The 24,011-nt window shown below is 59.9% G+C and carries 22 protein-coding genes; 5 read left to right on the top strand and 17 right to left on the bottom strand.

The window, feature by feature from the left end; genetic code table 11:
* Positions 1-4: 4 nt before the first annotated feature.
* The 7 genes from LOY56_RS11775 to LOY56_RS11745 all read right to left on the bottom strand — a co-directional run bounded on the left by LOY56_RS11775 (position 5) and on the right by LOY56_RS11745 (position 6,296).
* A complete protein-coding gene (locus LOY56_RS11775; protein WP_258621948.1) occupies positions 5-130 on the bottom strand; it encodes a hypothetical protein in 126 nt (41 codons plus the stop codon).
* A 206-nt stretch (positions 131-336) separates the two neighbouring features.
* Positions 337-516, bottom strand: a complete 180-nt coding sequence (locus LOY56_RS11770; RefSeq protein ID WP_258621946.1) for a hypothetical protein — start codon at positions 514-516, stop codon at positions 337-339.
* Between the two features lie 155 nt (positions 517-671).
* The gene (locus LOY56_RS11765; RefSeq protein WP_258621944.1) at positions 672-1,841 is read right to left on the bottom strand and encodes a lactonase family protein; all 1,170 of its coding nucleotides are present in this window, start codon (positions 1,839-1,841) and stop codon (positions 672-674) included.
* The gene (locus tag LOY56_RS11760) at positions 1,834-2,130 is read right to left on the bottom strand and encodes a DUF5629 family protein (protein WP_258621942.1); all 297 of its coding nucleotides are present in this window, start codon (positions 2,128-2,130) and stop codon (positions 1,834-1,836) included. Before LOY56_RS11760 ends, LOY56_RS11765 begins: the two co-directional genes overlap by 8 nt.
* A gap of 195 nt (positions 2,131-2,325) precedes the next feature.
* On the bottom strand, positions 2,326-3,906 hold the full coding sequence (locus tag LOY56_RS11755; protein WP_258621940.1) for an aldehyde dehydrogenase (NADP(+)): 1,581 nt from the start codon (positions 3,904-3,906) through the stop codon (positions 2,326-2,328).
* Positions 3,907-3,916: 10 nt separating this feature from the next.
* Positions 3,917-4,909 carry an AraD1 family protein gene (araD1, locus tag LOY56_RS11750; protein WP_258621938.1) on the bottom strand — a complete coding sequence of 331 codons (993 nt, stop codon included), beginning with the start codon at positions 4,907-4,909 and terminating at the stop codon, positions 3,917-3,919.
* A 64-nt stretch (positions 4,910-4,973) separates the two neighbouring features.
* Positions 4,974-6,296, bottom strand: a complete 1,323-nt coding sequence (locus LOY56_RS11745) for an MFS transporter (RefSeq protein WP_258621937.1) — start codon at positions 6,294-6,296, stop codon at positions 4,974-4,976.
* Between the two features lie 195 nt (positions 6,297-6,491).
* Here LOY56_RS11745 and LOY56_RS11740 point away from each other — a divergent pair, with 195 nt between their 5' ends.
* Complete coding sequence (locus LOY56_RS11740; RefSeq protein ID WP_258621935.1) at positions 6,492-8,228, top strand: IlvD/Edd family dehydratase; 1,737 nt, start codon at positions 6,492-6,494, stop codon at positions 8,226-8,228.
* Between the two features lie 200 nt (positions 8,229-8,428).
* Complete coding sequence (locus tag LOY56_RS11735; protein WP_038984087.1) at positions 8,429-9,148, top strand: FadR/GntR family transcriptional regulator; 720 nt, start codon at positions 8,429-8,431, stop codon at positions 9,146-9,148.
* Positions 9,149-9,294: 146 nt separating this feature from the next.
* Here LOY56_RS11735 and LOY56_RS11730 read toward each other — a convergent pair whose 3' ends face one another.
* The 8 genes from LOY56_RS11730 to LOY56_RS11695 form a co-directional block, all read right to left on the bottom strand.
* Entirely contained in the window at positions 9,295-11,679 is a 2,385-nt protein-coding gene (locus tag LOY56_RS11730) for an RND family transporter (protein WP_258621932.1), read from the bottom strand.
* A gap of 28 nt (positions 11,680-11,707) precedes the next feature.
* The gene (locus LOY56_RS11725; RefSeq protein ID WP_258621928.1) at positions 11,708-12,775 is read right to left on the bottom strand and encodes a YCF48-related protein; all 1,068 of its coding nucleotides are present in this window, start codon (positions 12,773-12,775) and stop codon (positions 11,708-11,710) included.
* Between the two features lie 1,021 nt (positions 12,776-13,796).
* Entirely contained in the window at positions 13,797-16,454 is a 2,658-nt protein-coding gene (pepN, locus tag LOY56_RS11720; RefSeq protein WP_258621927.1) for an aminopeptidase N, read from the bottom strand.
* A 10-nt stretch (positions 16,455-16,464) separates the two neighbouring features.
* Positions 16,465-17,295: a DUF2797 domain-containing protein gene (locus LOY56_RS11715; RefSeq protein ID WP_258621925.1), complete on the bottom strand. Its 831-nt coding sequence runs from the start codon at positions 17,293-17,295 to the stop codon at positions 16,465-16,467.
* Positions 17,292-17,552, bottom strand: a complete 261-nt coding sequence (locus tag LOY56_RS11710; RefSeq protein WP_258621924.1) for a YeaC family protein — start codon at positions 17,550-17,552, stop codon at positions 17,292-17,294. Before LOY56_RS11710 ends, LOY56_RS11715 begins: the two co-directional genes overlap by 4 nt.
* A gap of 31 nt (positions 17,553-17,583) precedes the next feature.
* Entirely contained in the window at positions 17,584-18,456 is an 873-nt protein-coding gene (locus LOY56_RS11705; RefSeq protein WP_258621922.1) for a rhomboid family intramembrane serine protease, read from the bottom strand.
* A complete protein-coding gene (locus LOY56_RS11700) occupies positions 18,453-19,427 on the bottom strand; it encodes a metallophosphoesterase (protein ID WP_258622614.1) in 975 nt (324 codons plus the stop codon). The genes LOY56_RS11705 and LOY56_RS11700 overlap by 4 nt, the downstream gene beginning before the upstream one ends.
* Positions 19,424-20,314 (bottom strand): NAD(+) kinase, encoded by an 891-nt coding sequence (locus LOY56_RS11695; RefSeq protein ID WP_030130396.1) that lies wholly within the window; start codon positions 20,312-20,314, stop codon positions 19,424-19,426. Before LOY56_RS11695 ends, LOY56_RS11700 begins: the two co-directional genes overlap by 4 nt.
* 124 nt (positions 20,315-20,438) lie before the next feature.
* Between LOY56_RS11695 and LOY56_RS11690 the strand changes: the two genes are divergently transcribed.
* Positions 20,439-21,389, top strand: a complete 951-nt coding sequence (locus LOY56_RS11690) for a DUF1853 family protein (protein ID WP_258621921.1) — start codon at positions 20,439-20,441, stop codon at positions 21,387-21,389.
* Between the two features lie 75 nt (positions 21,390-21,464).
* Here the strand turns inward: LOY56_RS11690 and LOY56_RS11685 are convergent, their stop codons facing one another.
* A complete protein-coding gene (locus LOY56_RS11685; protein WP_258621919.1) occupies positions 21,465-22,025 on the bottom strand; it encodes an NADPH-dependent FMN reductase in 561 nt (186 codons plus the stop codon).
* Positions 22,026-22,207: 182 nt separating this feature from the next.
* Between LOY56_RS11685 and LOY56_RS11680 the strand changes: the two genes are divergently transcribed.
* The gene (locus tag LOY56_RS11680) at positions 22,208-22,444 is read left to right on the top strand and encodes a hypothetical protein (RefSeq protein ID WP_258621917.1); all 237 of its coding nucleotides are present in this window, start codon (positions 22,208-22,210) and stop codon (positions 22,442-22,444) included.
* A gap of 88 nt (positions 22,445-22,532) precedes the next feature.
* Positions 22,533-23,426: a LysR substrate-binding domain-containing protein gene (locus LOY56_RS11675; RefSeq protein ID WP_258621915.1), complete on the top strand. Its 894-nt coding sequence runs from the start codon at positions 22,533-22,535 to the stop codon at positions 23,424-23,426.
* Here the strand turns inward: LOY56_RS11675 and LOY56_RS11670 are convergent.
* Positions 23,392-24,006: a GNAT family N-acetyltransferase gene (locus LOY56_RS11670; protein WP_258621913.1), complete on the bottom strand. Its 615-nt coding sequence runs from the start codon at positions 24,004-24,006 to the stop codon at positions 23,392-23,394. The genes LOY56_RS11675 and LOY56_RS11670 overlap by 35 nt on opposite strands.
* Positions 24,007-24,011: the final 5 nt, after the last annotated feature.

The raw sequence follows: 24,011 nt of genomic DNA, 5'->3' as shown, positions 1-24,011 counted from the left end.
TATTTCAGCCCTCGATAAAACTCATCAAGCGCTCGCGGGCTGCCTCCGGCTCGTTTGAAACGGGCTCGGCAGCCGACAGAATCGGGGTGGAATAGAGAAACAGGAGAACCACTGCCAGACGCATCGCCATGCTGTCGATCCTTTTAGGGAAGGAGTCAAAAAATCAGCGCCAAATTTAAACTCATGGCCATGTGATATCAAGCAATACCTTGATATCAATATGATGCTGTCGTAAACGCGTTATGCAGGAGCGACATCACTTCGACGCTTTTCGACGCCTTACAGGTCGATCGGCAAGTGACTTCGCTCCTGCATAAAAGGTGCGGAGCTTACAGTTCAGTGTTGGGTTTTGTGGTCCAGCGCGGCGTAGAAGTTGGCGCTCTGTTGCAGGTATTTCTGGGTGTAGCTTTGGGTGTGGGATTTTTTGTCGCTGATTTCAACGTTGGCATTGGCAGGCAGTGCAACGGTGGCAGAGATAGCGGAAGCGGCGATGACGGAGAAGAGATTGAAATTCATGGCGGTATTCCTCGATTCAGTTGGCTTGCTTGCCCGGTGGGGCCGTGAAGCAAACTTAACTCCCGAGGGTCGACGCCTTGAAATGCTTTGTAGCATTAGCCGATATCAGTCTCATTAATAGAAGGTTGCAGGCCCCATCAACCGGGGCCTGCGGTCTATTGACGCACCAGGAACTTGAGATCGCTGGGGGCATCCATCGGCAGTTTCTGCACGGTTTTACCCAACAGACCGGTCTTGGCATCGCGCTCGACGACGACAATCTGGTTGCTCTTCTGGTTGGCAATCAGCACGAACTTGCCACTCGGATCGAGGCTGAACTCGCGCGGGTGATCACCGTCCACGGAGCGGCGCTGAAGCTCCTTGAGGTGCCCGGTCGCCGGGTCGATGGCGAATACCAGCAACTGATTGGTGGTGCCACGGTTGCTGACGTAAAGGAACTTGCCGTCAGCCGAGGCGTGAAGCGCAGCCGCAGCCTTGCCCGATGTCGGCAGCCCCGCCGCCAGATCGACCAACTGCGTTTGCTCAAGTGTGCCGTCGCGGTAATCGAACACCGCGACCTGCGCGCTCATCTCCAGGGTCAGCCAGGCGTGCTTGCCATCGGCGCTGAACAGCAAGTGTCGCGGCCCGCTGCCGGGTGGCAACTGGACGGACGCCGGTTTGGCGGCGGTCAACGGCCGTTCCGGATTGGCCTTGGGATCGAAGCGATAGACGAAGATCTTGTCCGCTCCCAAGTCGTTGGAAAACACGTATTGGCCATCCGGCGATGAAACCACCGAATGCACATGCGCCGACTTCTGCCGCTCGGGGTTGACCCGGCTGGACGGATGACTGCTCATCTGCACCACCGGTTTGAGCGTGCCATCGGTGCCCACCGGTAACACCGCCAAGGTGCCGCCCGGGTCTTCAGCCACCGAGTAGTTGCTGACAAACAGGTGACTGGCGTCGCCGCTGACGCTCGAATGCGTCGGTTCGCTACCCAGGGTTTGCACCTGGCTGATCAGGCTCAACTCGTGGGTCTTGGGGTCGATCGCATAGCTGCTGACACGCCCTACCGGATCGGACTGACCCGGGCCGTTTTCGTTGACCACGAACAGGCGACGTTGATCCTTGGACACCGTCAGCCAGGACGGATTGGCGCTCTTCACCACTTGCAGGGGTTTGGCGTCGATCTGCCCGGTGCGGCTGTCGAAGTTCAGGCGATAAATCCCTTGGCTCTGCCCGGCGGTGTAGGAGCCCACCAGCAACTCGTAACTGTCGGCCGGGGCCGCTTGCACGCCCATTGCGGCGACGCTGCCGGCCATCAACAGTGGCCAGAGGTTACGCATCCTCATTCGTTTCGTCCTCGTCGTCACCACCGCCGAACGCTTCCATCGGCACCAACCGGTGCTCGCCGGAATCGCCGGTAATGATCCAGCTCTTCAAGTCGGGATCAAAAGTCGCCGCCGCGATCTGCGCCACGCTGAACTCCCAGCGCTTGAGCGCCCGACCGTCCATGCATTCGATGTGCAGGTTATCGTCCTCATCGAGAGAAAAGTCGAAAGCGTGCAGCCCGTCGATTTCCAGCATGTCGCAGTGTTCGAGGGCTTCGATCAAGGTGTTGGTTACGGCAGTCATGGCAGTCAATCTTTGAATGAGAAAGAGGCAATGATAGCTCATCACATGAGCGTTCCCACGCTCCGCGTGGGAATGCAGCCCGTGACGCTGCGCGTCACATTAACAGCCGAACGCGGAGCGTCCGTTGAGGCATTCCCACGCAGAGCGTGGGAACGATCAGTTACAGCGGCGGACCAAGCCAATCAGTTATGGGGGCTAGAGGGCATCACGCGTTGGCTTGCCATCGACCAGGCGCTGAATGCGCAGCGGATTGCCGTTCTTCAGTGCTTCCGGCAGCAAGCTGTCGGGGTAGTTCTGGAAACACACCGGACGCAGGAAACGGTCGATGGCCAGAGTGCCCACCGATGTGCCGCGCGCATCGGAAGTCGCCGGATACGGACCGCCATGAACCATCGCGTCGCAGACTTCCACGCCGGTCGGATAGCCGTTGAGCAGGATCCGACCGACTTTCTGTTCCAGCAATGCCGTCAGCTCGCTGAACTGTTCAAAGTCCGCCGGCTCACCGATGATCGTTGCCGTCAGTTGCCCATGCAAACCGTTCAACGCGGCACTGAGTTGCGCCTGATCCGCCACTTCGACGAACACCGTGGTCGGGCCGAACACTTCCTCTTGCAGCACTTCATCGCCTTCGATCAACAGGCTCACATCCGCCTTGAACAATTGCGGTTGCGCCTGATTGCCTTGTTGCGGGTTGCCGACCAAATGCTCGATTTTCGGATGCGCGAGAAGCTTCTGCAGGCCTTTGCCGTAGCTGCTCAAGGTGCCGGCATTGAGCATGGTTTGAGCCGGCTGGTCGCCAATCAGCCCCGCCACCTGTTGCACGAACGCGCTGAACTGCGGCGAACGAATGCCGATCACCAACCCCGGATTGGTGCAGAACTGACCACAACCCTGCACCACAGAAGCCGTGAGGTCACGGGCGACGTTTTCAGTGCGAGTTTCCAGCGCCTGCGGCAACACGATCACCGGGTTGATGCTCGACATCTCGGCAAACACCGGAATCGGCTGCGCACGCGCCGCGGCCATGTCGCACAACGCACGCCCCCCCTTCAGTGAGCCGGTAAAACCGACCGCCTGAATCGCCGAATGCTTGACCAGCGCTTCACCCACCCCGCCGCCGTAGATCATGTTGAACACACCGGCCGGCATGGCGGTTTTCTCGGCCGCTCGGATCACGGCGTCGGCCACCCATTCAGCGGTTGCCATGTGGCCACTGTGGGCCTTGAATACCACCGGGCAGCCAGCGGCCAATGCCGAAGCGGTGTCACCGCCTGCCGTGGAAAACGCCAATGGAAAGTTACTCGCGCCAAACACCGCGACCGGCCCGAGGCCGATGCGGTACTGACGCAGATCCGGACGTGGCAATGGCGTACGCTCGGGCAGTGCGCGATCAATCCGCGCCCCATAGAAATCACCACGCCGCAGCACCTTGGCGAACAGACGCATCTGGCCGCTGGTGCGCCCCCGCTCACCTTGAATACGGCCCGCCGGCAACGCGGTTTCGCGGCAAACCACGGCCACGAACTCATCGCCCAGGGCGTCCAGTTCATCGGCAATCGCATCGAGGAATTGCGCACGTCGTTCGGCGCTCAGGCTGCGATAGGCCGGGTAAGCAGCGGCGGCAGCCTTCGCGGCGGCGTCGACTTCTTCAAGGGTGGCCTGATAGAAATCATGGGGCAAAGCCTCGCCAGTGCTGGCATCGACGCTCTGGAGTTTGACCGTGCCAGTAGCGCTGCGCTGACCGCCAATGTAGTTGTGACCAAGAATCCGGGTCATGGGTGTCTCCTTAAAGTGTGCCGATGGTGCCGGGTTCAAACGCCGCTTCAACGGGCTCAATGCCGTTGATCAAGGGCGCGCCGAACTCGGCCTGACTGATCTCGAACACATCACCCGGTTGGGTGCGGATGCCGTCAGCGAAAGACAGGGTCGCGGTGCCGAAGAAATGAATGTGCACATCGCCGGGGCGCAGGAACTGGCTGTATTTGAAATGGTGATACTCGAGGTTTTCCAGACTGTGGCACATGTTCGCTTCGCCACTGAGGAACTCGTTCTGCCACAGCACTTCACCCTCGCGCAGGATGCGGCTGGTGCCGGCCAGATGCAGGGGCAATTCGCCGACCCGAAGCTCCGGGCCATAGCTGCAACTGCGCAATTTCGAATGGGCCAGGTAAAGGTAATTCTTGCGCTCCATCACGTGATCGGAGAACTCGTTGCCCACCGCGAAACCGAGGCGATACGGTTTGCCATCGTGGCCGATCACATAGAGACCGCTGAGTTCAGGCTCCTCCCCGGCATCTTCAGCAAACGGCGGCAGCGGGAACGGTTTGCCCGGTCGCACAACGATGCTGCCGTCGCCCTTGTAGAACCACTCCGGTTGCACGCCAGCCTGGCCGGCAGTGGGTTTACCGCCCTCCACGCCCCACTTGAAGATGCGCAGGGTGTCGGTCATGGCAGTTTCGTCACCGGCCTGCTGATGCATTTTGTCCCGGGCCGACGCGCTGCCCAGATGGGTCAGGCCGGTGCCGCTGACCAGCATGTGCGCCGGGTCCGGGTGATCCAGCGGCGGCAGGATTTGCAGATTGGCCAGCAGCGCTGAATAGTCATGGCTGATGCCCAACCCCAAGGTTTGAACCTGGTGCTCAAGACCGACGCCCGCCTCGATCGCCGCCAGCGCCAGATCCCGCACCGAGCGCGCATCCCGCACTTCGCGCACCCGGCCATCCTCGACCACGCCGACACGACGCTCGCCGTTACTCAATTCGAACTGAACTAAACGCATGATTTTCTCCTGTTAACGCAAAACTTCAAAACACCGCCGCTCCCACATTTGAATCGTGTTGACCTCAGGTACGGGTAGCCCCACGCGCACTGGCTGCAAATTCATCGGCCGGCAGTACGTGTTTACGCTCCAGCAGCCGATAAACCACACCCGTCAGCACCAGGCCGAACACCATCACGCAAGACAGGAAGTACAACCCCGACGCCAGATTGCCGGTGTATTCCTTCAACGCACCAATCACGAACGGACCGATGTAGCCGCCGAGGTTGCCCACCGAGTTGATCAACGCGATCCCCGCCGCCGCACTGGCGCCGGCGAAGAAGCGACCCGGCAAGGTCCAGAACACTGCGGTGCAGGAAAACAGCGCGAACGCCACCAGGCACAGCGCTGCCAATTGCAGCACCGGCACCGTCAGCCAGGCGCTGAGGAACAGACCGATGGCGCCCAACACATACAGCACCGCCAGATGACCGTAGCGATCATTCAAGCGGTCGGAACTGCGCGGAACAATCAGCAAACCGATGATCCCGAAGATGTACGGCACCGACGACACGAAACCGGTCATCAGATCAGTGCCACCGAACTGCTTGATCAACGTCGGCAACCACAAACCGAGACCGTAGATGCTCAACGTCACCGGCAGATAGAACAGCGCCAGCAGCAACACGCGTTTGTCCTTCAGTGCATGAAGCGGATTGCCGTGGCGGGTCTGGCCGTATTCTTCCAGGTCCTTTTTCAGCTCGCCGGTCAGCCAGTCTTTCTCAGACTGGTCCATCCATTTCACCTGTTGCGGGCCGTCCGGCAAGTAACGCAGCACTGGCCAGGTCAGCAGGATCGCTGGAGTACCGATGACGATGAACAGCCACTGCCAACCGTGCAGCCCAAGAATGCCATCCATGCCCAGCAAGCCGCCGGACACCGGGCCGGTGATCATCATCGCGATGGGTTGGGAAAGGATGAACAGCCCGAGGATCTTGCCGCGATGGCGGATCGGGAACCATTGGGTGATGTAGTACAGAACGCCCGGGAAGAACCCGGCTTCGGCCGCTCCGAGCAGAAAACGCATTACATAAAAGCTGTTCGGTCCCTGGACGAACGCCATGCCGATGGTGATGGCGCCCCAGGTGACCATGATCCGCGCGAACCAGCGTCGGGCGCCGAAGCGGTCGAGCATCAGGTTGCTGGGGATTTCCAGCAGGAAGTAGCCAATGAAGAACAGCCCGGCCCCCAGGCCGTAAGCCGCGTCCCCCAGGCCAATGTCGGCGCCCATGTGCAGCTTGGCGAAACCGACCGCGGAGCGATCCACATAGGCGATCAGATACAGCAGGATCAGGAAGGGAATCAGTTTCAGCGTGATGCGACGAATAAGCCGCAGTTCCTGGCTCATGAGTTCGGTCTCCGATTGTTGTTGTTATAGAACCTCGGGGGACGCCTCTCGCAGAAAATCGCCAGGGCCATCCCACCGTTGAAAACGACTATATAGTAATACTATTTAGCCAACAACACTTCCAAGCAGCCGAAATTGCGCTTATGTTACGCCGTAGCTCGAACAATATAGTCATACAATAAGAGAACCGATCATATGTCTGATAAGAAACCCACCCTGCGCTCCGCCCAATGGTTTGGCACCGCCGACAAGAACGGCTTCATGTACCGCAGCTGGATGAAGAATCAGGGCATCGCCGACCATCAGTTCCACGGCAAGCCGATCATCGGCATCTGCAACACCTGGTCGGAACTGACCCCGTGCAACGCGCATTTCCGGCAGATCGCCGAGCACGTCAAGCGTGGGGTGATCGAAGCCGGCGGGTTTCCAGTGGAATTCCCGGTGTTCTCCAACGGCGAATCGAACCTGCGCCCCACCGCCATGCTCACCCGCAACCTGGCGAGCATGGACGTCGAGGAAGCGATTCGCGGTAACCCGATCGATGGCGTGGTGCTGCTCACCGGCTGCGACAAAACCACCCCGGCATTGCTGATGGGTGCAGCCAGTTGCGACGTGCCGACCATCGTCGTCACCGGCGGGCCGATGCTCAACGGCAAGCACAAGGGCCAGGACATCGGCTCGGGCACGGTGGTCTGGCAGCTCAGCGAACAGGTCAAGGCCGGTACCATCACCCTCGATGATTTCCTCGCGGCCGAGGGCGGCATGTCGCGCTCGGCCGGTACCTGCAACACCATGGGCACCGCCTCGACCATGGCCTGCATGGCCGAAGCGCTCGGCACTTCCCTGCCCCACAACGCGGCGATCCCGGCGGTCGATGCGCGCCGTTATGTGCTGGCTCACATGTCCGGCATGCGCGCAGTGGAGATGGTGCGTGAAGATTTGAAACTGTCGAAGATCCTGACCAAGGAAGCCTTCGAAAACGCCATTCGGGTGAACGCCGCCATCGGCGGTTCGACCAACGCGGTGATCCACTTGAAAGCCATCGCCGGGCGCATCGGTGTCGAACTGGACCTGGATGACTGGACCCGCATCGGTCGCGGCATGCCGACCATCGTCGACCTGCAACCCTCCGGGCGCTTCCTGATGGAAGAGTTCTACTACGCCGGCGGCTTGCCCGCAGTGCTGCGTCGCCTCGGCGAAGCCAACCTGATTCCGAACCCGAATGCCCTCACCGTCAATGGCAAAACCATCGGCGAAAACACCAAGGACGCGCCGATCTACGGCCAGGACGAAGTGATCCGCACCCTCGACAACCCGATCCGCGCCGACGGCGGCATCTGTGTGTTGCGCGGTAACCTGGCCCCGCTGGGTGCGGTGCTCAAACCTTCCGCCGCGAGTGCCGAATTGATGCAACACCGTGGGCGTGCGGTGGTGTTCGAAAACTTCGACATGTACAAGGCGCGGATCAACGATCCGGAACTGGACGTGGACGCCCATTCAATTCTGGTGATGAAAAACTGCGGGCCGAAGGGTTATCCGGGCATGGCCGAAGTCGGCAACATGGGGTTGCCAGCCAAGCTGCTGGCCCAGGGCGTGACCGACATGGTGCGGATTTCCGACGCACGCATGAGCGGCACGGCATATGGCACGGTGGTTTTGCATGTGGCACCGGAAGCGGCGGCTGGTGGGCCTTTGGCGACAGTGAAGGAAGGCGACTGGATCGAACTTGATTGCGCCAACGGGCGTTTGCACCTGGACATTCCGGATGCGGAGCTGGCGGCGCGCATGGCCGATCTGCAGCCGCCACAGCAATTGATCGTGGGCGGTTATCGTCAGTTGTATATCGACCATGTGCTGCAGGCGGATCAGGGTTGCGACTTTGATTTCCTGGTTGGTTGCCGTGGCTCTGAAGTTCCCCGCCACTCTCACTAACCCCCCTACCGATCGTTCCCACGCTCTGCGTGGGAATGCAGCCCGTGACGCTCCGCGTCACTTCCCGCGCGGGGACGCGGAGCGTCCCTTGAGGCATTCCCACACAGAGCGTGGGAACGATCATCAAAGGGCTGGATCGCCCACCGCTCGCGCCTGCTATCATGCGCGGCACCCCATCGCACAGGATCGCGCCGTTCCCCATGGATTACCGCAAACCCTCCGACCGCAAAAGCATGCATTCGCGCATCGTCCAGGAACTGGGCATGCAGATCGTCTCGGGACGGTTCAAACCGGACGACAAACTGCCCGCCGAAGCCCTGCTGTGCGAGGAATACGCGGTCAGCCGGCCGGTGCTGCGCGAAGCCACTCGCGTATTGGTCGCCAAGGGCCTGGTGTATTCCCGTCCGCGGGTCGGCACGGTGGTCAAGCAGCGCAAGGAATGGCACATGCTCGACCCGGACGTGCTGCATTGGCTGATGCAAAGCAGCCCGCAAAATGAATTCTTTGATCTACTGACCAGCGTGCGCAGCATCATCGAACCCGCCGCCGCCGCATTGGCCGCGCAATTCGCAACGGATGAAGACATCGCCTCCATCGGTGAAGCCTATCAGCGCATGGAAGCGGCACCGACGCCTGAAGCCTTGTTGCAACCGGACCTGGATTTCCACAGCCGCATCGCCGACGCGACGCATAACGACTTGCTGGCAAACCTGTGCAACATGCTGTCGGTGGCGATTGCCGAAGCCTTGAAGCATTCCAACCAACGACCGAATCTGCATGAATTGGCGATGCCACGGCACAAGGCGATCCTGACCGCTATCGAAAATCGTGATGCGCTGGGCGCGCGGCATGCGACGCTGGTGCAGCTGGATGATGCGCGCAGTGCGCTGAATGTGGTGCTGGGTACTGATTTGTCCTAGAGCAAAGTCAAAAGATCGCAGCGATCGAGTACACCCAACAGTGCACGCGGTCCCTGTAGGAGCTGCCGAAGCCTGCGATCTTTTGATCTTCATCACGAATAAAAAAGCCGCAACCAAGATTGCGGCTTTTTTGCTTCAGCGACCGGTTAGTGAGCGAACAGCGAATTGCCCTTCTGCCCCGCCAGTTTCTCCGGCTTGATCAGGAACCGCGCCAACGCTGGAAGCAGCCACAACGCGCCGAACATGTTCCAGAGCAGCATGAAGGTCAGCATCAGGCCCATGTCGGCCTGGAACTTGATCGCCGAGAAGATCCAGGTACACACGCCGATCGCCAGGCACAGACCGGTGAACAGCACGGCTTTACCGGTGGACTTCAGCGTCTGATAGTACGCCTCTTGCAGCGGCAGGCCGGCACGCAAGAAGCTTTCCAGTCGGCTGTAGATGTAGATCCCATAGTCCACGCCAATCCCCACCCCGAGCGCCACCACCGGCAAAGTCGCCACTTTCACGCCGATGCCCATGAACGCCATCAGCGCGTTGCCGAGCACCGAGGTCAGCACCAGCGGCAGCACGATGCACAAGGTCGCCGCCCAGGATCGGAAGGTGATCATGCACATGGTCGCGACGCAGATGTATACCAACACCAAAATGGTCAGTTCGGAGCGTTTGATCACCTCGTTGGTGGCCGCTTCGATCCCGGCATTACCGGCGGCGAGGATGAATTCCAGGCCTTCCTTGTTGTTCTCTTTGGCGAAGTCCTGCACCGCATGCACGGCGCGGTCCAGGGTTTCGGCCTTGTGGTCGTTGAGGAACACCAGCACCGGCGCCAGGGAGCAATTGTTGTTGTACAGGCCATCGGCACGGGCAATGGAGTTGTTCAGCACGTCCGGGTTGCGCGACAGGGTTTCCCATTTCAAGTTGCCCTCGTTCATGCCCTTGATCATCTGCTTGGACACGGTCACCAGCGAGATCGCCGACTGCACGCCCTCGGTGTTCTGCATTTTCCACATCAGCTCGTCGATCGGTGCCATGGCTTCGTAGCGCGAGCAACCTTCGGACTTGGTCTTGACCATCACCACCAGCACGTCGGAACTGGTGGAGTAGTTGTTGATGATGAAGCTGTTGTCCTTGTTGTAACGCGAGTCCGGACGCAGTTCCGGCGCGCCTTGGTCGAGGTCGCCGATTTTCAGGTTCTGGCTGTACCAGAGACCGCCACCGAAAGCGATCAGGGCCAGGGCAATGGAAATCGGGGCGACTTTGGGGCTGGCAAAATTCGACAGCAGGCGCCAGAACGGATGTTCGCGGTGCGCGTCTTTCTTGCTGCGTTCGACGGCGCGTTTGCTGATACCGACGTAGGAAATCGCCACCGGCAGCAGGATCAGGTTGGTGAACACGATCACCGCCACGCCGATGGACGCGCCGATGGCCAGTTCACGAATCACGCCAATGTCGATGATCAACAGCGTGATAAAGCCCACTGCATCCGCGAGGATCGCGATCATCCCTGGCAGAAACAGCTGACGGAAAGTGCGGCGTGCCGCGGTCAGCGCGTTCTCCGCCTCGCTGGACTGCAAGGCGATACCGTTGATTTTCTGCACGCCGTGGGAAATCCCGATGGCGAAGATCAGAAACGGCACCAGCATCGAATACGGATCAAGCCCGAAGCCGAAGAAATGCATCAGGCCCAACTGCCAGACCACCGCCACCAGCGTCGTGCTCAACACCGCCACGGTACTGCGCATGCAGTTAGTGAACCAGTACAGCAGGATCAGGGTGATGACGAAGGCGACGCCGAAGAACATCACCACCATGACCAGGCCATCAATCAGGTCGCCGACTTTCTTGGCGAACCCGACAATGTGGATCTTCACGTTGGGGTTCTGGGCTTCGAACTTGTTGCGGATCTTGTCTTCGAGTTCGTGAGAAAACTGGCGGTAGTCCAGCGCCAGCAACTTGCCCTGATCCTGCGGGTCCGGGTAGGACTCCAGCAGCGGGATGTCGACGATGCTCGACTTGAAGTCGTTGGCCACCAGCCGCCCGATTTGCCCGGACTTGAGCACGTTGTTGCGCAGCAGGTCGAGGCTTTGCTGGGAGCCGTTATAGCTCTGGGGAATCACTTCACCCCCGGCGAAGCCCTCCTCCGTCACTTCAGTCCAGCGCACGCTCGGGCTCCACAGCGACTTGAGGCCGGAACGGTCGACGCCGGAGATGTAGAACACCTCGTCATTGATCTGACGCAGGGTCTCCATGTATTCCTTGGAGAAGATGTCGCCGTCAGTGGCTTCCACGGAAATCCGCACCGTGTTGCCCAGGTTCGCCAAATCGTTGCGGTGCTCCATCATTTTTTCAATGAACGGATGCTCGAGCGGGATCATTTTTTCGAAACTGGTCGACGGCCGGATCAATGTTGCCTGCCAGAACAGGAAAACACTGACCAACAGGCAGATGACGATGACTGCCGGTCGGTTGTTGAAAATCAGGCGCTCAAGAAACGTCGCCTTGTCCTGATGAGGAGTGCTTAAGGATGTCATAGACCCGCCTTCTTATTATTTGCCCGGCTCATTTGGACGACCCGTTTTTTCCATTCTCTGCGCCGGTGGGCGAAGTGACGCGAACGCCGCCCTGTCCTGCCAGAATCAGATTGCCGTTGCCTGCCGCCGTCACCGCCGAAACGGAAATGCGATCCGGGCGATTGAACACGCTGAAGGTTTCGCCGTCGTCGCTGCTGCGAATGATGCTGCCGCCGTTGCCGACGATCACGATGGAACCGTCGTCGAGCAGTGTGGCGCCGGACAGACCGAACTCCAGTGCACCGCGTGCAGCCTTGAGTTCGACCTGTTCCCAAGTGCTACCGAAATCCGTGGAACGGTAGAGATTGCCGCGCAACCCATAGGCCAGCAGCGTGGCCGATTGCGCAGTGCCGATCACACCGAACAGCGAGCCTTCGTAGGGGCCCTCAAGCTTTTCCCAGGTCTGCCCATCATCGGCGGAGCGGAACATGCTGCCCTGTTCGCCGACAATGAAAATGCCGGAATCCTTGACCGCGGCAATAGCGTTGAGGTGGTACTGGTCTTCGTTGCCCAGGCGATCACTGGCGTCTTCCCAGTTTTTACCGCCGTCGGTGGTTTCCAGCAAGGCACCATAAGCGCCCACGGCAAAGCCGCTGTTAACGTCCTTGAACCAGACGTCGAGCAGCGGCGATTCGCGTGTCAGGTCTTCGAATTGTTTGGTCCAGGTGATGCCACCGTCTTCGCTGGCGAGGATCTGCGCGTCATGGCCAACGGCCCAGCCGTGTTTGTCATCGACAAAAAACACCGCCGTCAGCAGTTGCCGGGTCGGTACCTTGGCCTGGGTCCAGGTCGCGCCCTGGTCATCGGAATATAGAATGTGCCCGCGATCGCCGACCGCCACCAGGCGTTTGCCGGCGTGTACGACATCGAGCATCAGGCCTTTGCTGGCCTTGGCGGATTCAACGGAATAAACCACATCGGCGGCCGACGCGGCAGCAGCCAGCGCAGGCGCCGACAGCACGGTACAGCCCAACAGCGAGAGCGCTGTAGCCAGCAACGCGAACCTGCGTAATGCCGGCGGGCGGCCAATACTCACACCCATGACAGGCTCACTCATAGACCTTCCCCCACATTATTATTGTTAGGTCGTTTAACCCTTCAGGGCGCCGTTAGGGGTGCTCATCGAGATTGACCTATTCAGGAGCATAGTCCTGAAACCCGCAATCCAGAGCCCCCTTCGGAAGCTGGCTTATCCTATCGGGGTTTGGAAAGGTCTGACAATCGACGCCTCGTTATGTTTTGTTAACTGGGGGATATGGGTTGTGGGTGAATGAGGAGGTATTCGGAGGGGTGGTTTGGGTTTGGGTTTGGGTTTGGTGTACATATCCGTTTCTGCGGTAACGACGGCTAACGGTTCCGCCCTTACGGCGGGTCACTTTGGAAAAGCGCCAAAGTAACCAAAGCGCTTTTGCCCCTGTCGTTCGGTGCCTCGCCCAGGCTCGGCATGCCCTCGCTCCGGTCCTGCTCCGTGGGCCCGCCGCCATCGGCCATCCATGGCCGGGGCGGCTAACCCGGCATCCATGCCGGGTTGCCCACTGCGCAGAACCTCCACTCGGCCTCTCGAGGGGGCGTGCACCGCAAAAGCCAAAGCGAGGCGACCTACCGGCCGGCCTGGTTGGAAGCGCGTACGCACTTTTCCCGGAGCTGCCGAAGGCTGCGATCTTTTGATTTTGCTCTGGCTCTGGCTTTGGCTTTTGATCTTGATCTACCCGCCCCTTCGGGAGGCTGAGTGGAGGTGTTCATCTGGGGATTGGCGCGCAGCGCCGTTCGACGCAGTCGAACCCATCGCATGTAGATCGTAGCGAAGCAGACCGTAGGGCGATGCCCCCAGATGGATACCGGAGCGAAGGAACGCCGAGCCTCAGCGAGGGGCCGTACGCTTGGGGCGAGACTTTTTGGTTCCTTTTGTGGCGTTTGACAAAAGGGACTCGCCGTAAGGGCGAAACCATAAGCCGCCGTTACCGCAGGAATGGATATGTACACCATCAAAAATCCCGGTCAGCTATCAGGCCGCCTTCGCGAGCAAGCCCACTCCCACAGGGTCCAAAAAAGTGAACCCTGAAGGAGCAAGGCCAAACTCAGGCCAGGCTTTTGCTGACCACTTCAAACACATCGCTGGACAGTTGCCCCGAAGCGCGAATCCGCTCCAGTTCGCCTTTCATCAACGCCTGACGAGCCTCGTCGTACTTGCGCCACCGAGTCAGCGGAGCCAGTTGGCGAGAGGCGATCTGCGGGTTAAACCCGTTCAGCTCGATCACCAGATCCGCCAGGAACCGATACCCGGAACCATCCGCCGCATGGAAGTTGATCAAGTTCTGCCCGGCAAACGCGCCGATCAGGGCACGCACCTTGTTCGGGTTCTTGATCGTGAACGCTGGGTGTTGCATCAAGGCTTTGACCCGTTCCAGACCACCCGGCAACGTGCTGCCGGCCTGAACGCTGAACCACTGATCCATGACCAGCGGATTGTCCTTGAAATGTTCGGCGAAGGTCGCCAACGCCGTGGCTTTCTGCTCTTCGAACGGCGAATTGACCACCACCGCCAACGCCGTCAGACGCTCGGTCATGTTGTCGCTGGTGTCGAACTGTTCAAGGGTTGCCGCCAACACCTCCGGCTTGCCGCTGAGCATCAGGTACGACAGCGCAATGTTTTGCAGCGCGCGGCGGGCGAAATGCTCGGCTTCGGCCACATACGGCGTTTTCTTCGAGAGATCGCGATTGGCCTGATAACGCAGCCACAATGCCTCGAACAAACCTTCAGCCAATTGCTTACGGGCAAACTCACGGGCCGTGTGAATGGCGTCTACGTCAGCCACTTCACTGATCTCGGTCAGATACGCCTCGCCCGGCAACGAAAGCATTTCGGCCACCATCGCTTGATCCAGCGTCTCGTCGGACAGCACGGTACGCAGCGCTGCAACCAAACGCTGATCCAGCACCAGCGCTTCACCCTTCTGTTGCTGTTCGATCAACTCTTGCAGCACCTGCACTGACAATTGCTGACCGGCATCCCAGCGGTTGAAACCGTCGCTGTCGTGCTGCATCAGGAACATCAGCTGATCGCGGTCGTACGGGAAGCTCAGTTTCACTGGCGCCGAGAAGCCGCGCAGCAACGAAGGCAGCGGCTTTTCAGCAATGTCGATGAAGGTGAAGGTCTGCTCGGCTTCAGTCACCGAAATAACCCGCGAAGTGCCTTGAGCACTGGCTTCACCGACAAGACGCAGGGCAATTTCGCCGCCCTTACTGTCCAGCAGACCCAGTTCCACCGGAATCACGAACGGCAGTTTTTCCACCTTGTCCGGGGTTTCCGGGCAGCTCTGGCGGAAGGTCAGGCTGTAGGTTTTCGCTGCGGCGTCGTAGGACTCGCTCACCGCCAAACGTGGTGTGCCGGCCTGGCTGTACCAGCGTTTGAATTGGGTCAGGTCAACGCCGTTGGCGTCTTCCATGGCCTTGATAAAGTCGTCGCAGGTCACCGCCTGGCCGTCATGGCGTTCGAAGTACAGGTCGCTGCCTTTGCGGAAGCCTTCGGCGCCAAGCAAGGTGTGGATCATGCCGACCACTTCCGAACCCTTTTCGTACACAGTCAGGGTGTAGAAGTTGGAAATCTCGATGAAGCTGTCCGGGCGCACGGCGTGGGCCATCGGGCCGGCGTCTTCGGCGAACTGGTGGGTGCGCAGGTAAGCAACGTCCTGGATGCGTTTGACCGTGGCCGAGTTCATGTCGGCGGAGAAGCCGGAATCGCGGAACACGGTGAAGCCTTCCTTCAGCGACAACTGAAACCAGTCGCGGCAGGTCACGCGGTTGCCCGACCAGTTGTGGAAGTACTCGTGGGCAACGATCGCCTCCACACGCTGGTGCGCGGCGTCGGTAGCGGTTTCGGCGCGGGCCAGCACGGCGCTGGAGTTGAAGATGTTGAGGCCCTTGTTCTCCATGGCGCCCATGTTGAAGTCGTTGACCGCGACGATCATGAAGATGTCCAGGTCGTACTCGCGACCGTAAACCTCTTCGTCCCAACGCATGGACTTCTTCAGGCTGTTCATGGCGTGCTGGCACTTGTCGATGTTTTCCGGCTCGACATAGATGCGCAGCGCCACGGAGCGCTCGGTCATGGTGGTGAAGGTGTCTTCGACGCACCACAGGTCACCGGCCACCAGCGCGAACAAGTAGGCAGGCTTCTTGAACGGGTCTTCCCACGTCGCCCAGTGCCGGCCGTCTTCGCCCGGACCTGAGGCAATCGGGTTGCCGTTGGATAGCAGCACCGGATAACTGTGCTGCTCGGCGACCACCGTGGTGGTGAACGTGCTCATCACGTCCGGGCGGTCGAGGTAATAGGTGATCTTGCGGAAACCTTCGGCTTCACACTGGGTGCAGAACATGGTACCGGATTTGTACAGACCTTCCAGGGCGGTGTTGGTTTCCGGGTGGATCCGGACGCTGGTGTCGACCGTGAAGCTTATGGCGGTCGGTTGCAGGGTCAGGTGGTTCTCGGTCAGTTGATAGTCGGCGGCGCTCAGCTCGCGGTCGGCCAATGTTACCGACAGCAGTTCGAGTTGCTGGCCGTCCAGCACCAGCGGCGGCAGGCCCGGGCCACGTTCAGGATTGCGGCGCATCACCAGTTGCGCATGGACCAGGCTGTGGTCCTCGAACAACTCGAAGGTCAGGTGCGTCTCGTCGATCAGGTACTCAGGCGCCTGATAGTCCTTCAGGTAGATCATCTTCGGTTGTTCGGTGCGCATACTGGAATCCTTACTGATGCACGGCGAGCTGGTAGGCCGTGTATTTACGAATATTGATCACGCCGGTGTCGAAAATCAGGTATTGGCCCTTGATCCCCAGCAGCGTGCCTTCGGCAATCGGGTTCTTGTCCAGGTTGAAGCTGACAATCTTGGCCGGGTATTGCTCGACCGGATAGCGGATCTCGAGCGGTTCGACATCGGTAATGGTCTGGATTGCTTGCAGGCCAAATCGTTCCTGCAATGTTTGCAGGCCTTCGGCGCAGCTGTCGAACAGCTGATCGCGAACCTGCACCAGATCCACCGACACCGCATCGCCCTTGAGTAAAGCACGCCAGTTGGTTTTGTCGGCGACCTGGCTGCGGAACAGGTCTTCGACGAAGCCCGACTGCTGGCGGGTCGCGACGCGCATGATCGGCAGAGCCTGGCTGGCGCCCTGATCGAGCCAGCGGGTCGGCAGCTGTGTGGCGCGAGTAATTCCGACCTTCACCCCTGACGAATTGGCCAGGTACACCACGTGATCGGTCATGCAGAATTTTTCGCCCCACGCAGGCTCGCGGCAGGTGCCGGCGTCGTAGTGGCAACGTTCCGGGCTCATGATGCAAATGTCGCACTGGGCCAGTTTGGTCATGCACGGGTAGCAGTAACCCTGGCTGAAACTGGTTTTGGTCTTGCGTCCGCAATGGGTGCAGTGGATCGCCCCCAGGTATTCCAGGCGCACCGTGGTGCCGATCAACGGATTGACCGGTACCTCGGCGTCGCCCAGACGAAAAGCGTACTGAACGTTCGGCCCGTCAAGGCGCGCCGACATTTTGCTGATTGCACCGCGGCCAATCTCGATCAATGGATGGCATCCGATTTGAACAGAATGTTCGGCACTTCGATCGACTTCGACTCGCATCCCTGCGGGCCCATGTAGCCGGTGCGCTCTTCCTCGGGCAGGTTCTGAATTTCCCAGGCGATCATCGCTTGCAGGGACAGTTCGCGCTGCTCGGCGGTGAGTTTGCCGCCGTCGGACCATTTGCCGATTTCCACCGCCAGTTTCAGGCTCTGGTAGATATCCGGGGTGATGTTTTTGATCATTTCGTTAAAAGAGGACATCAAGGGCTCCGCGCTCTTTAATTCACATAACTTATTTGGAAGTCAGTTTACGGCGGTTGTACAAACCGCCCAACAAACCGGTGAAGCATCCGATGAGTAACCCGCTGACGTGGGCCGCGTTGGCAATCTGACCGAAGCCGATCATCGAAACCAGCCCCGACAGGCACACCAGCAACCACACCAGCATCATCACCAGCACCCCTCGGGGCAGGCGATAAGCCGGGTTCGGCGACAGAATCTGGAAAATCCAACAATGCCCGAGCAGGCCATACAGCACGCCGGATAACCCACCAAACAGGCTCGGGCCGCTGAAAAGGAACTGGGCATAGTTGGACACCAGGCTGAACAGCAACGTCAGGCCGATCAGGTTGATGCTGCCCTGACGCGACTCGATGCGCCGCCCCAGTTCCCAGTACCACATGCCGTTCATGGCCAGGTGCAGGATGCCGAAGTGGATCAGCATCGGCGTCACCAGACGCCACCACTGCCCCGCCGCCAGGCTGTCGGCCAGTGGCGTGAAATGGATGTACTCGCCGACCACACGGAAATCGAGGAAGGTCAGCCAGCGCATCGTCTCGAGGTTCTCGCCCAGCAGCGTCACCATGGCGACGATCAGGCTCAGCAACAGCACCAACGCCGTGGCCTTGCTGTGGCGCACCTGCTCGACGAAGCCCGGACGCTGCCGCGACTGCGCGATCGGGATATCCAGTTGCTGATCCGGGTCGCCCGCCGGAAAGCGTTCGTACAATGAGCGCACGTCTTCGCTGATGTCGGCCGGTACCCACAGCACCTGTTCGCCCGCCTCTTCGCTGACCCGATGGGGCACTTGCATGCGCCGCAGCAATTTGACGAACCCACTCAAATCCACCGCCAGAGGCAGACGCAATACCGCAACGGCCGTCATTGCAACACCTCCGGCCGCTCGACATCGACCCAGACAAATTTATGCGGGTCGAGACGGGTTTCCTGGTCCAGACGATAAGCAACCAGTTTGCCGTAGAGCACTGCGCTGTAATCCAGACACGCCAGGTTCGGACGGATCGGCGCCGGCTTGCCGCTGCGCCAATAGTGGCCGACAAATAATAGCGGCTCATCGATGCCGTAACGCAGCAGGTTGTCTTTTTCGGTGGACGACAGTGGCGTGCGGGCCACCGGCTCAGGCAAGGCGTCGGGCTGGAACACGATGTCTCCGTAGGTTTGCGGGTCGTCTTCCCAGAACTTGGTGCGGAAAAACGAGCGCGTCAGGCCATCGCCACTGGTCATGGTCAACCCGTGGGGCAAGCGCATGTCGGTGCCGCGCAACAGGCGATCGAATACGGTGCTGGCAAAACTGCCCGGCACCGCGGAGGCCTGAAGGAAGTGCTCATCAATGCAGCCGTCGGGGAACAACCCGCGCAACGGCTCGATCAGGCCGGCGTCCCAGCAGGCATGCACCACCCGGAAGCGCCCTGCATCGACGAACAATGGCAGCTTGTAGAACCATTGCAGGAAGTCACGCCATTCAGCGGGATGATCTTCGAACTGGGCCAGGGTTTCCTGAAGCAGGCGCGCGTGGCGCGGCGTATGTTCACGCACAAATTGCTTGCCGCTGCCCGGCGGTGCCGGCGTGCTCCAGCCCAGGGCGTTGAATTCATGATTGCCCATGATGCACAGCGCCTGACCGGCTTCGACCATGTCGTGGACGATGTGCAGCGCTTCGCGAATCCGTGGGCCGCGGTCGATGATGTCGCCGAGGAACACCGCCATGCGCGACGGATGCCGCCAGACACCCGCCTGTTTGTGGTAACCGAGCCGGTCGAGCAAGTGCTCAAGGGTCAGAGCGCAACCGTGCACGTCACCGATCAGGTCGTAGCTACGCGCGGGATCGAGCATCAGTCGCCTCCACCGCCCAACTTGCTGCCCCAGCCAAGCTTGGTCCGGCAGACTTCATAGTAGTTGTGATCGAGCGGATGAATCAGCCGCAGCTTCTGCGCTTTTTTGCTGATGGTGATGGTGTCACCGGGCGCGCAGGTGAAGTGATTCTGCCCGTCACAGGAGACTTGCGGGTAAATCTGCATATCTTTTGACACGACGATTTTCAGCTCACTGTTGCCATCGACCACGATCGGCCTACCCGACAAGGTATGGGGGTACATCGGCACAATCACAATAGCGTCGAGCTTGGGATGCATGATCGGGCCACCCGCCGACAGTGCGTAGGCAGTCGAACCGGTCGGTGTGGCGACGATCAGGCCGTCGGCCTTCTGGCTGCAGACGAACTGGCCGTCGATGTACAACTCGAACTCGATCATCCGCGTCGATTTGCCGGGGTGCAGCACTACATCGTTCAGCGCATCGCCCTGGCCAATGGCCTCGGCGTGGCGACGGACTTCGGCTTGCAGCAGGAAGCGGTTTTCCACCAGGTAGTGGCCGTCAAGCACTTCGGCAACTTTGACCTCCAGCTCATCGGGACGAATATCGGTCAGGAACCCCAGGCTGCCACGGTTGATGCCGAGCACCGGAATATTGTGCTTGGCCAAGGCACGAGCGGCGCCCAGCAGGCTGCCGTCACCACCGACCACAATCACCATGTCACACACTTCACCGAGCATCTTGCGCGACGAAGTTTGCAGGCCATGCCCCGGCAGGACTTCGGCGATGGTGTCTTCGAGGATCACGTGCAGGTGACGATCGAGCAGAAACCGTTTCAGTCGGCGGACGGTATCCAGCACCTGAGAACTGCCAAGGCGACCGATGATGCCGATATTACGAAATTGCTCCATGGGGCTCCTATTGGGACGCGGAGGGCCTGCGACGGCGAAAAACACGATTATGGGCGAAAGCGCGGCGTAGACAAAACCCTTTCAGCCACGACGGTGCGCTCGCGTTTCGGGCTATGCTCGCAAGATGATCCTATTTCCAGATTTGCTCCAGTTACCCCACCAGTTGCGCCACCCTGAAGTGCGCGACCTGGCTTGGGTCATCCTCGCGCCGCCGATGCTCGGTGTCACCCCGTGGCCACAGCGTCATCCGCTGGCCGGCAGCGACTGGGTGCAGGCACCGGAGCGCCTGGAACACTGGCTCAGGCAACTGGATCGCGACAGCTACGATTTGCTGCACTGGCTGGCTCAGGCCAGGACCCGGCGGCTGGGTCTGTACTACGAGCGGCTGTGGCAATACGCCGTGCGGCACGCGCCGGGCATCGAACTGATTGCCGCCAACCTGCCGATCCGCCGCGAAGGCCACACCTTGGGTGAACTGGACATGCTGCTGCGTGATCGCGATGGTGTGCATCACCTGGAATTGGCGATCAAGCTCTACCTTGGGCCACAGAACGGTGACGGCCATGACACCGCGCAGTGGCTCGGACCGGGTTGTCATGATCGGCTCGACCGTAAACTGAAGCACCTGAGCCAGCATCAATTACCGATTTCCGCGCGGGCGGAAAGCCGTGCAGTGCTGGCGTCGCTGGATATCCAGCAGTTCAGTGCGCATCTGTGGCTGGGCGGCTATCTGCTTTATCCGTGGCCGGGACAGTCCGAATCACCGAGCGGCGCGCACCCTCAGCATCTGCGCGGTAGCTGGCTGCATCAGAAGGACTGGGCGAACTTTGTCGTGCAGCGCCCGTTCGGTCGCTGGCAACCCCTGCCCCGCCATGCCTGGCTGGCACCGGCACACTATCCCGAGGAGCAGACCTGGAACGCTGAGCAGCTGAATGCATGGCTGAGCGATCTGGACCCGCTGGCACCGGCGCAATTGATGGTGCGGCTGACAGAACGTACGAACGGGGATTGGGAAGAAGCCGAGCGGCTGTTTCTGGTGTCCGATCTTTGGCCGAATGTGCCGGGTAATGGTTGAGTCTTTTAGCGTCTGGGCAGGCCTATATCGCGGGTTTGCCCGCGAATAGGCCCAATACGGTCTAGATGGGGACGGTCATGGCTTTTTATGCTGCTCAACCCACTGCGCATACGCATCGATGAATTTCTGCAAGAACGGCTTGAGCGACTCCGACAACTTGCCTGCCTCGTCGAACGCTGAACCGGCGCCACCCAGATAGGCTTCCGGTTGCTGCATGCATGGCACATTGAGAAACACCATGGACTGGCGAATATTGTGGTTGGCCCCAAACCCACCGACGGCGCCCGGTGAAGCGCTGATCACCGCCCCCGGCTTGCCGTTCCAGGCGCTCTTGCCGTAGGGGCGCGAACCCACGTCGATCGCATTCTTCAACGGCGCCGGTACAGAGCGGTTGTATTCCGGGGTCACAAACAGCACCGCGTCGGATGAACTCACTTGTTGTCGGAAAGTGCTGTAGGCTGCCGGCGGTGACTCGCCATCGATGTCTTCGTTGTAAAGCGGCAAATCGCCGATTTCGACGATGGTCAGCTTCAGATTGGCAGGCGCCAACTCGGCCAGCGCCAGTGCGACTTTGCGGTTGATCGACGCTTTTCTCAGGCTGCCGACCAGAACGGCGATCTCGTAGACGTTGCTCATAGAGAATTCTCGACTGTCCGATGGAAAGAGCTCTAGTTATAGATTTCAAATGACGATTCAACCAGCGGGCGACGGAAAATCGCCGCCCCTGACTATTTTTTTCCTGTAGGAAAACTTACCTCGCCCAACCACGGTCTACAGAGCCGCAAATTGAGTGATTTATCTCCAGAGGTTCTAAGCAGATGGCAGCAGTACTCGTCGGTCAGTTCCATGCAAGAGACGCGGAAGGCCGCGTTTATTCAGTGCATGAGTTCCAGGACTCAACCCCTTCGCACGACGGCCTCGCCGGCTCTGCGCCCGTCACCACCTATAAGCTGGCTATTGGCGACCGGGTCAACAAACTCGACGATAACGAGTTTTTGCTGGTGCAATCAGGCGTCACCCTTATTCGCGAACCTGAAACGAACGTAGCCTCATAACCCACTGTTATGAGCAGAAGTCATAGGCGTGCACTTGAGTTAGGATTCAGTGACTGACTTCCTCACCTGCTGAACATGGACTTCACGCATGCGTTTACGTCATATCGAAGTGATCCAGGCGCTCCTGCAGACCGGTCACCTGGGCACCGCCGCCGAATGGCTGCAGCTGCCGGTGGCCGAGGTAGAACGCACCCTGCGTGATGCCGAAGATCAGTTGGGGTTCATGCTGTTTGCCAGCGTGCGTGGTCGCCTGCAAGCCACGCGCGAGGCGCGGGAGTTGCAGGTCGAGATCGCCCATGTCTATGAAGCCCTCGAACCGGTGCAGCGACTGGCCAGCAGCCTCAAGCAATATTTGGCCCCGCCCCTGCGAATCATCTGCACCCCGCCGTTGGCACAACACCTGTTGCCACACAGCATCGCGGCCCTGCGCCGACGCCTCCCCGACGCACCTTGTACTCTTCTGAGCCAGCCTACCCGCGAGATTGTCAGAAGCCTGCTGCTGCGTGAAAGCGACTTGGGCCTGAGCCTGCATGACCCGGACCACGCCGATATCCATTGCCAAATCATCGCTCAAGGCAAGCTCCAGCTACTGGCACCCCATGGCTGGCTGCAACCGAAACAGAAATACATCTCGCTGCTGGACTTGGCTGGCCAGTCAATGGTTGGCCTTGAAGGTCACGATCCATTGAACCCGGCACTGGACAACAAGCTGCATGCGCTGCGCCCTGCCCCGGTCATTCAGACCCGGGTCCAGACTCATCAAATGATGCGCAGCATGGTCGAGGCCGGTGAAGGCCTGGCGATTGTCGATCCATTCACCGCCCTCGGTGCCAAATCGGCCGGGCTCGATGCCTGCCCGTTGGCGCCTGCCGTGCCGATCAGCGTGTATGCCTTGAGCCTGAAGGGCGCCGAGCATTCTTCAGCCGTTCAGGCGCTGCTGGACATCATCACGGAACAAGCCGTGGCGATGCTGGCGAGCTGAGCGGGTTTTCCAGCGGGTTATCGAACAGCCGATACCAGAACAGCGCCACCTCGGCGGTGTTCGGATCGATCCCGCGGTAGCGCAGATGATCGATCCCGCCGACGGTATAACCGCAGCGCTCATAAAGTCGACAGGCACCCAGGTTGTTGTTCTGGGTTTCCAGCATGATGCCCGGCAGTTTTTTCTTGCGGCTCCAGAACTGCGCCACGTCCAGCAACGCCTTGGCCACGCCATGACGGCGCGCCGGTGCATGCACCGCCAATTCATCGATATGGGCGAAACCGTTCCAGTTGGTGCTGACCACCAGGTGCCCCACCGGCTCGTCATCCAGGTAGGCCATGAAAATCGCGCTGTCAGCGGCATCGTGAAAACTGCTGAATTCTTCGGGATCGATGCCGTAACACTTGCGATACGGGGTGATTGGCGTCACCGGCCACTGCGCCACCGGCTTACCGATTTGCGCGACACCATAGGCGGCGACTTCAAAACTGAAATCACTGCCCCAGATATAAGCCGCAAACCCCTCATCGGCGACACGCACCGAGAGGCCCGGGTATTTGGGATTCATGACGGGTTGCATACTCG

Origin of the sequence: Pseudomonas sp. B21-048 (assembly GCF_024748615.1) — a bacterium.
GTDB lineage: Bacteria > Pseudomonadota > Gammaproteobacteria > Pseudomonadales > Pseudomonadaceae > Aquipseudomonas.
Note: the sequence above shows the minus strand (reverse complement) of the source record. Positions and strands in the feature narration are given on the sequence as shown.